A 12,712-nucleotide genomic window follows, 5' to 3' on the forward strand; every position below is an offset into this window, starting at 1 on the left:
CAACTTTTTGAACCCATGCTACGTCTAATTGGGTGAGTATGAAACAAAGGGGTGCAAAAGCGTAAAGACAAAATTCGCTAAAAAAAATCTTTACTGCATTGTTATCACATTGTATAATACTGGAGTACGTCATAAATGGACGCTTTCTTTCAACTAGATTCCAAGCTTCTGTGATATTGTCACAGATATCATTTTATAAGGGTTCTCATAAAGCTCGGAAAGGAGGTGTAACGACTGATGAGTGACAAGATCCGACAAAAAGACAAAAATAATATTTCTGGTTATATTCAAGGAGGAGAAAAAAAGGTTATGACAAAGTTTAATAAAAAAATGATCAACGTGCTGGCAACAGCAACATTGGTTGCTGGTGTAGCAGCTCCAATCGCAGCATTGACTGCACCAACTGCAATCCATGCAGCTTCTAGCTACCAAACAATTAATACTCCATCTCTTAATTCTTCCGCAGAAAAAAACGCACAACTGGGTAGAGTGAAAGTGAACATTGGTAAAGCTGCTGTGACTAATGGTTCTTCTTTTACTGTAAGATTGCCTAAAGGTATTAAGTTTAACGGTTCGGCAGTTACTGGAAATAAGCTTGAAAATTATGCCGGCGTTATTGGTGTATCTGGACACAATGATAGTTCTGCACAAAAGAACTATGGTAGTGTAGCATCTGCTACTTATAACGGTACAACATATGGTATGGGTGTATTTGTTGAAATGGATGACAATGGTTTGAAAAATAACTCTGGAGATATTGAAAATCCAGTGACTGTAACGCCATTGAATGATAGTACTGTTAGAGTACAAGTTAATTTTGATAATACTAATGATGATCTTGGAATCTACCTGAATTTCCTGAACATGAATGTTACAGGACCAAGCACTGGTCCGGTCAAAGTCGCTATTGATGCAGACAGCAATAGCGGTATCACTAGTGGTGAAGTAACAATTGCTAATGTAGTATCTTCCGGCCAGGTTTCCTTGTCGGCTGCTGATACTGTATCTAGCCAAGAACGTTTCACTGCAACTCTGAAAGTTAAAGAACAAACGGCTGGTGCTTTGGAAACTAACACAATTAAACTGAAATTGCCTAGTGGTTTTAAATGGGATGCTAAGCCTGTAGAAGCTGCTACCATTTTGTATGGTGATAAAGATGTGAAAGTGAACTATGATCCTGATGGTGATACATTGGAGTTGTCTCTGTCTGCTAAGACATCGAAAGAAACTTCTTTCCAATTGCCTGTTGGATTCTATGTTGATGATGAAACAAGCGCTAAAGAAGGCGATGTTGTAGCAAGTATCTCCGGAAATGCATCTACTGATGTTAGTACTCTTGTAGTAGGTAACTATGGAGAAATTGGTGGAGGAGTTACTGTTGCTACTCCAACAACAATTCTTGCTGGTCACGACGAACAAAAAATTGGTGACATCGTAATTAAGGAAAAAGTTGCTGATTCTTTTGTTGAAAAGCGTACTGTGACATTGCGCTTGCCTGAAGGTGCTCGTTGGCAGTCGACTTTTGATGACAAAGATCCAGGTTCAAGTTTCTCAGGATCTATGGAGAATACTAATGGTCTGGGTAACGCAGAAGTATCTTACACTGATTCCGATAAACGTACTTTGAAACTGACTTTCAATAATCCTAACAGCACAACTGACGCTGGTAGTTTGAAACTTAAAAATGTTGAAGTAGCTACGCAACCAGGTTTCTCTGGCGATCTGAACGTTGAAGTTGCTGGTAGCCAAGGTTTGAGCGGTACTGTTAAAGTTGCAACTGTGAAACAAGCAGTTACTTTGGCTGCTGCTTCCAAACCTACCTTGACAATCGGTCTGGGCGATCAACAAGTTGGCGATATCACAATCACTGAAGCTGCTAAAGAAGCTTTTGTTAAGAAAGATGGTAGCCGTGAAGTAATCTTGGAATTGCCAGTAGGCGTACGTTTTGCTTCTACTCCAGAAGTGAAAGTAACAGCTGGTGATGTTAAAGTGAAGAGCGTATCTACTGATACTTACGGCGATAGCAACAAAGGCCGTCTGAGCTTCTACATCGACAGCGAAAGTGCTACTCCAAGTACAATCACAATTTCGGCTCCTAAGCTGACTGTTGACCGTACTGTAGCTCAAGGCGACATTGTTGCTAAGTTGAAAGGTAGTGCTGTAGCTTACACTGCTTACAGAGGTAGCGAAAACACTCAAAACTGGAAAGACAACAACACTGCAGCTGCTGAAGTAGCAATCGCAACTGTTGGAACTCCAGCTCCAGGTGCTACTAAAACTAAAGCTGTCTTCACATTGGGAAGTACTTCCTACACTGTGAACGGCGAAACTAAAACAGCAGAAGTAGCTGCTTATGCTGAAAACGGACGCACTTACTTGCCAGTACGTTATGCAGCTGAAGCTCTGGGTGTATCCCCACAAAACATCCTGTTTGACAAAGCAACTTCCACAGTTACCCTGATCAAAGGTAGCACTGTTGCTCAAATCAAACTGAACACAAACCTGTTGACTGTTAACGGTTCTGTGATTCGTATGGACGTTAAAGCTGTAACTAACAAAAACCGTACTGTACTGCCAATCGCTTGGGTGAGCAGAGCGCTGGATGCATCCATCACTTATGATGCAACTGCAAAAACAGTTACTGTTGAAAACAAAAACTAATTTAAGAGCAACTCTTTTGAGTTAACTGAATTAGATGAGAAGAGGGTTCCTTTTGGAGCCCTTTTCTTTTATTAGTCTTATTGACAAAGGAGAGAAATTATGAAACGTTTTGGAGTGGCAGCACTTTCTACATTGGTTCTTTCTTCTGCATTTGCCAATTTTGCAGGAGCTCAAGCAGGTGATATAAAGGTTATTATTAACGGTGTAACCCAGCAATATACACAGGCTCCGGTTGTTAGTCAAAATACAACCCTGGTGCCTCTTCGTGGAGTTTTTGAAAGCTTGGGAGCACAAGTCGATTGGGACAGCAAAGCTAAAAAAGTGATAGCATCTAAAAATGACGATACGTTAACTTTAAATGTTGGTTCTAAACTAGCTTATAAAAATAGTAATCCTGTACAGCTCGATGCAGCAACTCAAATTCAAAAGGGTCAAGTACTCGTTCCTTTACGTTTTGTGAGCCAATCATTAGGCGCCAAAGTAAATTGGGATCAGGCTACACGAACAGTGACCATTTCCAATCAAGCTGATGGCAGCACTACTAGCGACCAAACCAATAGTTTGTCCAGTAAGCATCTCGCAACCCCTGTGACCCAAGTTACCTATGATACTTATTATAATGATTCTTTGACCTATGATGATGCAGTTAAACTGGCAATTGCTGATAGTACATCGATCAAAACAGTAGAAAATAGTATTGATCAAGCTGGAAAAATTATGAAAGAAGCAGGTAAGAATATCGATTTTGTTCCTGCTGAGGCAGGCGTTGAAGCTTCTGATAAAGCTTTTAAGGGGTATGCTCAAACCAACCTTAATTATGAAGCGGCAAAGAAGAATTTAGACATGACTAAGGAAGGTATTCAATATAACGTGAAGGATCTTTATAATAAGCTTCTTCAAAAACAAAATGCCGTTAAGTTGGCTGCTTTGAATATTGAAGATGCTGAGCGCAAGTTGAAAGTTGCACAAATTAAAAGAGATAACCAAATGTCCAGTGACTATGAGGTTACCCAAGCAACGAATCTAGTAACTCAAAACAAGGCAGCTTTAGACAAGGCTAAAAAAGACTTGGATAGTGCTTTTTTAGCATTGAACCAACTCATTGGCTACAAGCCCGAGCAGCGTTATGAATTGAAGGATAAACCTGTTTATTCTGAGTTTAAAAGTAATGTAGAGACTACTGTAAGCCAAGTACTTACTAGTAGTACTGCCATTTGGTTAAGTGAGCAAAAGGTAGATTTGGCTGAATTAAGCTTGAAGCTTTACAACTTTAGCACACCTGGAAACACGCCTTATGAAGCTGAGCAGCTCAATGTGGAGAAAGCTCAACTTGCTACAGAAGGTACAAAGAGACAACTCGAAGAAGCTGTAAGAAATGCCTATAATACTATTAAAGGTTTAGAGAGCCAATACTCACAACTTCAAGCTGGTTTGGTTAGTGCACGCAGTGCAGCGGATATGGCAAAAAAACAATTTGATGTGGGATTGGCTACGGAGCTTCAGGTGTTTGACGCAAATCTGAAGGTGACGAGTACAGAACAGCAAGCGGAAGATCTGGTTATAAGCATTGATACATTGAAGATGGCTTATGAAAAACCCTGGGTTTTACAAGGTGCTGCTTCTGGAGCTGGTGCCCAATAATTCAAGCTTAATCTTTAATTTCTTATAACCTGCAGTAGGAGGACCTCATGAAATCACGCTATAAAGTATCGTTGGCTGCAGCTTTACTTGGGGGAGGAATTGTAGCAGGCTCCTTAATGAACAATTCAGTTAATGGAGCCTCCAGTTCTGGACAACCTGGTACAGCTGACGATCCAGTCGTAACCAAAAGCTATGTTGACCAAAAAATTGCCCAGGCAATCAAAGGTGGAGTGCCCGCAAGTAACACGAGTAGTAAAACGACTAGTTCGACTACTCCAGCGACAAACGCTACCTCTAACACAACGGCGTCAGGAACTTCTAGTGCAGGAAAAACTTCCACACCAGAGCAGACAGAGGTTTTAAAGGTTGTTGATGTAAAGCCTGGTCAAAAACTGATTGCCAAAGCAGGCTCGGAATTTATTTTACGTAATGGTTATGCTGTTGTGTATAGTATGGATGCCAGTGGGGCTATTGATATTACTTCTGGAACTGAAATTGTTCATAATCAGGCTGTCGAAAAAAATCATTTATTATCGTTTCCTAGAGAAGGAAGAGGTATTCAAGTAAAAGAAGGTCAGAAGTTTGGTCTGGTCGTTATGGTACGAGGCGGTTATACTGTTCAGTAAACTGTTTTGTATTTAAGCTGCTTTCGGCGGCTCTTTTTCTTAAATACTGTTTGGGATAGCAAATTGTTCTTGGCTAAGTTGAACCTAATCGCTGCACACTAACCCCATGAAAGACAATACATTTAGTGGAGGGTGTATACGAGATGGCGTCAAGAGGTCAAAGACGATTAATTCCCGAAAGTCGTGTCAGGTTAGATGATTTGAAGTATGAAATCGCTGCTGAGTTTGGGCTACCTGTTTATAATCCCCAATATACACATATACAACCTAAGGCTGACAGTGAATTTGCTGCAGAATTGGGGGAGTTTGCGGGGGGCGGGAATGTAGCATGGCGTGATTTAACTTCAAGACAGAACGGTTCGGTTGGTGGTGAAATTACTAAGCGACTGATACAATCTGCTGAACGTAGCTTATCTGAATATGGTACATTGTAAGTTGCAATAATTTCTACAGTTTTTGAACATATAGTAGCGTAAAATCTGGGGTAATTTACATGTAAATCAAAAATGGTTTGCATGTAGACTTACCCTAATTTCGAATGTTGTCATTGGGTGACACGAATTGACACCTTGTTTTAAATAGGATATCATGGCATTTGAGGCTTGTACGCAACCTTTTCCTACCGGAGAAGGTTCATTTTTTATTAATCAGGTGTAACAAGATACCTCCCGCCATTTGATGGCTTGAAGGTATCTGAATAATGCCATTACCATGTCAGGATTTTTTTATTAAATCCTCATGTATTTTAATTGTGGGAGGTTGAAATTCATGTCTGTAAAAGGCCGTCATTTGTTCACGTCCGAGTCTGTAACAGAAGGCCATCCGGATAAAATCTGTGATCAGATATCCGATGCTGTATTGGATGCCTTTCTGGCTAATGACCCTAATGCACGGGTAGCATGTGAAGTATCGGTAGCTACTGGTCTCGTTCTCGTTATTGGTGAAATCAGTTCCAAATCGGAGTACGTGGATATTCCATCCATTGTACGTAATACGATTAAGGAAATTGGCTATACACGTGCGAAATACGGTTTCGACTATAATACTTGCGCTGTATTGACTTCTTTGAATGAACAGTCGCCGGACATCGCTCAAGGGGTTAATGCTGCCTTGGAAAGCCGTGATCCTGCTGAAGTAGATAAAGAAACGGAAAACATTGGGGCTGGAGATCAAGGATTGATGTTTGGTTTTGCTACGAACGAGACGCCGGAGTTGATGCCTTTACCTATCGCTATGTCTCACCGTATTGCACGGCGCTTGTCTGAAGTGCGTAAGGATGGAACACTGAATTACCTTCGTCCTGACGGTAAAACCCAAGTAACGGTAGAGTATGAAAATGGTAAACCTGTTCGTATTGATGCTATTGTAGTTTCTACGCAGCATGCGGAGGATACTACTTTGGAGCAAATTCAAGCAGACATCAAAGAAAAGGTTATTTTGCCAGTTGTTCCTGCCGAATTATTGGATGAGCAAACCAAGTATTACATTAATCCGACAGGACGCTTTGTTATCGGTGGTCCTCAAGGAGATGCAGGTCTGACAGGTCGTAAAATTATTGTGGATACGTATGGTGGTTATGCACGTCACGGCGGGGGAGCATTCTCCGGTAAAGATCCGACCAAAGTGGACCGTTCCGCTGCTTACGCTGCTCGTTATGTAGCGAAAAACCTCGTAGCAGCTGGATTGGCAGACAAAGTGGAAATTCAGCTTGCTTATGCCATCGGTGTAGCTACGCCTGTTTCGATTAACGTCGATACATACGGTACGGGTAAAGTGAGTGATGAGAAGCTGGTTGAATTGATCCGAAATAACTTTGATCTGCGCCCAACAGGTATTATTCGCATGTTGGATCTGCGTCGTCCAATTTATAAGCAAACTGCTGCCTACGGTCACTTTGGACGTACAGATTTGGATGTACCATGGGAGAGCGTAGATAAAGCTGAAATTCTAAAAGAACAAGCGGGGCTGTAATTCCTCGTATGTTATCAAAATAAAAGCAACAACCCAAAAAGACTGTTTCATGCTTTGCATGAACAGTCTTTTTGGGTTGTATTTCGCTGTTAAGTACGAATTTGCTCTGATGTACCGAATGCTGAGTGACTACTCGGATATCGGTGCATGGTCCAATAAATTTTTAAGTAAACGACAAACCTTTTGCAGTTCCTTGTACTGCTCCAAATACGCAAAAAGGGCTTTCAGGAGGCCTTTCTGAGGGTTCGATTTCAGAGCCTCTTCCTTTAAATGAGCGTAGATTTGCTGACACTCCTGTTTCTCCTCTGAACTCCAAGAAGACAGCAGTATACTGTCTTCCAAAGAGTGGAGAAGGCTGTTAATTTGACGGCCTTGATCAAAAGGATTACTTAGAGCACTTTCGGGTAACCAGCCTTGCTTGCTCCAGAACAAATGTGGAGCTGAATCAGCATTGTTCAGGCTGGTTGCCAAGGAACTGGATAAGAAGATAATAAACTGTGTCAGATGTTCAATCGTTTCATCATTCATGCGATCGGCAAAGAAGCGAATATATTCAAACACAATGCTTTTAAGTACAAAGGTCACGTCCCATGCATGATCTTCAATGCTCGGTCCAAAAATATCAATCAGGCAGTCGCGAACCCATCTGTACAATTTGTATTCATGATTCTCGAATGCGTAATTAAGTTGTTCATTCTGGAAAATAAGCATGGAAGGCTCAGGAAGATCCATCATGAGATACACTTTGTTTTCAACGAGATTTTTCAAGTAAAGTACAATAAAACCATGTAGTTTATCGTGCTTAGAAAGATCAGGTTTACTGTAGAGAGCCCGGATGTCTTGTTCAATATTATTTTCCAGAATGATACACATTTCTAGAGGGAGTTCTTCTTTTCCCTGAAAATATTTATAAAAGGATGCCTTCGCCATCCCACTTTCTTTGGCGATTTCTTCAACAGATGTTGAATAATAGCCTTTTCTGGAGAACAGCCGAATGGCGGCCTGTAAAATATCATTTTTTTTGCTTTCCATACATACTTCCCCCTAGGGACCGACTAACTCGACAGCATGCGAACTCACTTCATACATCATAAAGATTGATCAGGTGTGATAACTGTGTGCTGCTGTCTTTTGAGTTGACGGCGCATCTTGTATTTGGCCATGATCATATACAAGGACGGCACGACAAACAAGGTTAACAAGGTCGAGAATAACAAACCGAAAATGACGGTAAACGCCAGTGGCTTAAAGAGCAGGCTTCCCAATAGTGCCAACGGAATCATACCTACAATGGCGGCCAAGGATGTCAATAAAATTGGTCTGAAGCGAGCGGCGGCCGCCTGTATTACGGCTTCCTTTAATTCCATTCCTTCATGTCGTGCATCCTCGATAAATTCAATTAACACAATCCCATTCCGCACAACAATGCCCGCGAGTGCAATGATTCCCATGATGCTCATAAAACCGATAGGCATATCGGTTAAGAAAATACCAATAATCCCGCCGGCTGCTGCCAGGTACACGGTCGTCATAATAATAATAGGAATGGAGAGAGAATAAAATTGCATAGTAATCAAGAGTAAAATGAGCAAGACTACAACGATAGCCAGCTGTCCTAAGTCCTTGAATATGGTCGATTGGTCAGAGGTTTCCCCACCAACCTCCCATTTGTAGCCTTCTGGGAATTTCATTTGCGCCAGCTTACTTTCAACATCAACCATCGCTTCGCTTGCAGTTCGTCCGTTCAAATCGGCTTCCACCGTAATCGTCCGCTCCATATTGTAATGCTTGATTTGCTGAATAGCAAATGACGGCTTAATCTGGACAAGCTGGTTTAATGGAATTTGCTTACCAGCTGCATTAACTACACTTAATTGTTGGAAAAGCTTACTTGGCTCCTCGTCGCTGTGATTCAAATACATTTTAATATCTACCAGACTGTTTCCAGTATCAAATTGGCTGACTTGGGCTCCTTCTTTTAATAGAAGCAGGGTGCGAGTCAAATCTGTGTAACTTACCAGGTATTGATCCATCGCTTGTTTGTTGACCTCAAGCTCCAGTGCATATCGTTCAATTCCTATATCATCCACGATGCCTGTTGTGCCCTCTACTGTCGCGATCTGCTCCTTTGCCTTTTGGGCAAGAGTTTGCAGTTCATTCAGATCCTGACCTGAGATACGAATAGAAACGGGCTTACCCACTGGAATCCCGAGACGAGGAACATACATCGTAACTGTAACTCCAGGGTAGGATTTCTTAACATGTTGTTCCCAAGCATCAACTGTCGTATTGAGATCGAATACGTTTTCTTTGCCGACGACAGCAATCTGCCCCACCGTTTCGTTATAACTAATATTTCCACCCGAACTATTAATGTCACTAAACAGTTGTGGGGCAGTCCCTCCAGTGCTGTAGACGACCTTGGAAGTTTCAGGTTGCTTTTTCACCCAGCCTGCAAGGTCTTTAACGACCTGGTCGGTTTCCGCAATTGAAGTGCCTACAGGCATTTTTACATTTAGTGCAACATGAGGATCTTCCGACTCAGGAAAAAGTTCAACTGAGGTAAAGGGAACTAATCCATAGGCGGCTGTTCCAAGCATGAGTCCGACCATGGCTGTCAATAAGGGACGCTGAATGACCTTAGGCATCAGTTTTTGTGAATAGAGCTTGTTTAAAGAATGAATCTGCTGGCCGAGCAAGCCTGCTGGTTTAGATTTACCCTGAGGGTGACGAGCCTGTCTGCGCTTCTCATACCATTCTCGAAAAATAGGGATGATGGTGAGCGACATGATCATAGAGGCAAGCATGGTCAGGGAGACAATAGCAGGAATAGGTTTAATAAAGGCACCTACATTTCCAGGAAGAAACAACAATGGTGCGAAAGCTGAGATGGTAGCCAGAGTTGCAACCAAAATAGAAAGCATGACCTCTTTGGTACCTTTTACAGCTGCGACTGAGGGTGATTCTCCTAATTCCGTAAGTCTACGCTCAATATTATCATTTACAACTACGGCATCATCCACGAGTATGCCGAGTACGATGATCAGACCGACAACGGAAATCTGATTTAGAGTGATGCCGAACATAGGCAAAAAGATAATGGCAATCGAAACCGAAATAGGAATGGCCAGTGCAACAAATGCAGAGGTGAGCAAATTCAGCCCCAACATACAAACGAGAATAACGGCCACAATCGCAAGAATCGTTTCACGCTTTAAGTCGTCAAAGATATGGCTTACCTGATCCTTTTGTGCAAAAAGAGTTTGAAAGTGAACACCTGCGGGGAGTGTTTTTTCCAGTTCTTTGAGCTTGGTATTGACCTTTTCGCTCATAGAAGGGATGTCTGTGCCTGTTTCTGCTCCAATACTTAACGTAATGGCCGGTTTACCCTCTACATAGGCAAAGTATTCTGTATTAGGATGGGCCAGCTCCGTTATGCCGATATCTCTCAAATAAACAGGATTACCCTCTTTGGTGCGTGTCAAAAGGACCTGATTCAATTCATCAGCTTTTTCGGTCTCGCGAACAATAAGTTGATAGGTACGTCCGTTGTATTCAATATTACCAGTAGGGACCCGATCAATTTGAGCCTGAATCGCTTGAGCCACTTGTCCCCACGAAAGCTGGTATTGCTGAAGTTTCTGATTGTCAATATGGACACGTACTTCTTGATCAGGGAGACCATTGAATTTGACGCTAGATACGCCAGAAATGGTATTGAGCTGATCTTTCCAAGTCGTTGTTAAATCATTTAGTTTATACAGCGGTGTGGAAGAGTCAGCCGTCAGGGTATAGGAGCCGATAAAAGAGCTGGTTAGTTTGTCATTTACAACAGGTACTTCAACGCCTTGAGGAAGATCAGCTTGTGCATCTTGCACTTTTTTACGCATATCATCCCAAACCGTTTGAGGATCAACTCCGTTTTTGGATTCGATTAAAATAGAGGAGAATCCGTTACCAGAAGTCGAACTAATCGTTTTAACACCTTCAACTTCCTTAATGCGTTTCTCCAGCTCTTTAGTTACGGTTTCTTCTACTTTTTGTGGTGAAGCACCAGGGTAGACTGTTGTTACCATAGCATTCTGTATGGTGACATCCGGCATTTCCTGCTGTGGTAACTGGAAAAAGCCGAAGATTCCGACCAAAATCAGCATGACAAAAAACAGCAATGTAATTTTTCGTTTTTTTACGATGTACTCAATCATGGGCGTCCGCCTTCCTCCGACTGAATCGCATTTCCATCAAACAGGTTTTCTGCCCCTTTAACGATAATACGTTCGCCTTCACGAAGTCCCGATACGATTTGCAACTGATTATCTACAACCTGATTACCAAGCTCCACAGGGGTTTTAACAGCTTTTCCTTGAATGTCTTTGAAAATAAAAGGCTTGCTTCCCGTGTTAATGACTGCTTCGGCAGGAACGAGAATCCCATTCTTGTCGGTCACCTGTTGAGCAGCTTTAATGACCTGACCGGGTAACCAGTCTCGCTGTGGATTGTTTATAACAATCTCTACGTTAACCCTTCCTGTGTCGGTGCTGGTTGAAGGATAGACGTTAGACACCGTACCTTGACGGGTCTCTTCATAGAGCGCCACTTCTACTTGTTGACCCTTTTTCCAATCCTTAATTTCACTGTCTGGTACAGGAAGTAGTACTTTGAGGCGGTCGATGGTGCCTATGCGATAGACGGCTTGCCCTGACGCGACCAAATCACCTGTATTCACGATTTTTTCTAAGATTACACCGTTCACAGGAGAGATTAGACGTGTGCGTGAAAGTGCAAGTTCTGCCTGCCCCTTGGCAACAAGGGCTTTTTCGTAGTTGGCATGGGCTTGTTTTTGGGAAGCCACAGCCTGTTCACTGGCCGCTAGGGCTTTGCTTTTACCTGCAAGCGCATCTTGAAAGGAAGCTTGGGCGGATTGATGATCTTCGGCTGTGGCCCCTTCCAGCAAAAGGGACAGGGATTCCTTGGCTTGTTCCAAGTCTTTCAGGGCTGCGGTAGCATTCAGGTGAGCATTTTCATTATCTGATGCGGTAGCAGCGCCTGCCTCAAACAGCTTCTGTGTGCGCTCGCTATCCGTCTTGGCCTTGTTATAAGCGCTTTGTGCCTTATCTACAGTAGCTTGCGCTTGTTGTTTCTCTTGAGCACGTGCGCCTTTATTGACCTTGTTAACATTCGCGCGAGCTCCTGTAATGCCGGCATCGGCGGATTGAATCGCGGAGGTAGCAGCCTGTAAATTAGCCTGTGCGTTATCTATACCGGCCAAGGCCTCTTGAATAGAGGCTGTCGCCTGTGCAACCTGCAGTCTATAGTCAGCGTCATCTAGACGGGCAATGGTTGTACCTTTCTGTACAGCCGTCCCGGTAGTGATTTCTGCGCTAGCGACGATACCTCCGTTCTGAAAAGCCAGTGTACGTTCTTCATAGGCTTGAAGAGTGCCTGACAAGTTATAGGCAGTATGAAGTGGCGTTGATTTGACGATTGCGGTCCGCACAACGGTTGGCTGTACAGATGAACCTAGAGCGGCATCTTTTTTTTCTGTAGAACATCCGGTCATTGCGATGCACAGGGATAAAGTAGATATGATGATGGCCCGTTGTTTATTCATGATTATCAATCCTTCCGATAGGGTCATAATTAGAGAAGTGAACTAATCAGTATTATTTGAACTAACAAGTTCAAATGTATTATAGTGCGCCGATATTGCATTCGTCAATTCATCGTTTTAGATTTTATGAATTAGTTGACGGGACTTTCGTAACTTTTGCCTATATAATAAGTCTATTAACATAAGAGGATTTTTTTGTTTA

General features: G+C 42.5%; 8 protein-coding genes. 5 read left to right on the forward strand and 3 right to left on the reverse strand.

From position 1 onward, the window contains the following. Nucleotides 1-237 precede the first annotated feature (237 nt). The 5 genes from JOD82_RS05060 (at nucleotide 238) to metK (ending at nucleotide 6,899) form a co-directional block, all read left to right on the forward strand. Complete coding sequence (locus JOD82_RS05060) at nucleotides 238-2,661, forward strand: copper amine oxidase N-terminal domain-containing protein (protein WP_209947818.1); 2,424 nt, start codon at nucleotides 238-240, stop codon at nucleotides 2,659-2,661. Nucleotides 2,662-2,760: 99 nt separating this feature from the next. Continuing rightward, nucleotides 2,761-4,302, forward strand: coding sequence for a stalk domain-containing protein (locus JOD82_RS05065; RefSeq protein WP_069009998.1), 1,542 nt, complete (start codon nucleotides 2,761-2,763; stop codon nucleotides 4,300-4,302). Between the two features lie 47 nt (nucleotides 4,303-4,349). Continuing rightward, complete coding sequence (locus JOD82_RS05070; RefSeq protein ID WP_029514600.1) at nucleotides 4,350-4,928, forward strand: hypothetical protein; 579 nt, start codon at nucleotides 4,350-4,352, stop codon at nucleotides 4,926-4,928. A gap of 143 nt (nucleotides 4,929-5,071) precedes the next feature. Further along, a complete protein-coding gene (locus JOD82_RS05075) occupies nucleotides 5,072-5,362 on the forward strand; it encodes an alpha/beta-type small acid-soluble spore protein (protein WP_069009997.1) in 291 nt (96 codons plus the stop codon). A 334-nt stretch (nucleotides 5,363-5,696) separates the two neighbouring features. Next, nucleotides 5,697-6,899, forward strand: a complete 1,203-nt coding sequence (gene metK / locus JOD82_RS05080; RefSeq protein ID WP_013312298.1) for a methionine adenosyltransferase — start codon at nucleotides 5,697-5,699, stop codon at nucleotides 6,897-6,899. Nucleotides 6,900-7,028: 129 nt separating this feature from the next. Here the strand turns inward: metK and JOD82_RS05085 are convergent, their stop codons facing one another. The 3 genes from JOD82_RS05085 to JOD82_RS05095 are packed head-to-tail and all read right to left on the reverse strand — an operon-like array spanning nucleotide 7,029 to nucleotide 12,510. Continuing rightward, a complete protein-coding gene (locus tag JOD82_RS05085) occupies nucleotides 7,029-7,931 on the reverse strand; it encodes a TetR/AcrR family transcriptional regulator (protein WP_029514598.1) in 903 nt (300 codons plus the stop codon). Nucleotides 7,932-7,987: 56 nt separating this feature from the next. Then, nucleotides 7,988-11,104: an efflux RND transporter permease subunit gene (locus tag JOD82_RS05090; protein WP_069009996.1), complete on the reverse strand. Its 3,117-nt coding sequence runs from the start codon at nucleotides 11,102-11,104 to the stop codon at nucleotides 7,988-7,990. Then, nucleotides 11,101-12,510 carry an efflux RND transporter periplasmic adaptor subunit gene (locus JOD82_RS05095; protein WP_029514596.1) on the reverse strand — a complete coding sequence of 470 codons (1,410 nt, stop codon included), beginning with the start codon at nucleotides 12,508-12,510 and terminating at the stop codon, nucleotides 11,101-11,103. The genes JOD82_RS05090 and JOD82_RS05095 overlap by 4 nt, the downstream gene beginning before the upstream one ends. Between the last annotated feature and the right edge of the window lie 202 nt (nucleotides 12,511-12,712).

The organism is Paenibacillus sp. 1182, assembly GCF_017833915.1.
Classification (GTDB): Bacteria; Bacillota; Bacilli; order Paenibacillales; family Paenibacillaceae; genus Paenibacillus; species Paenibacillus polymyxa_D.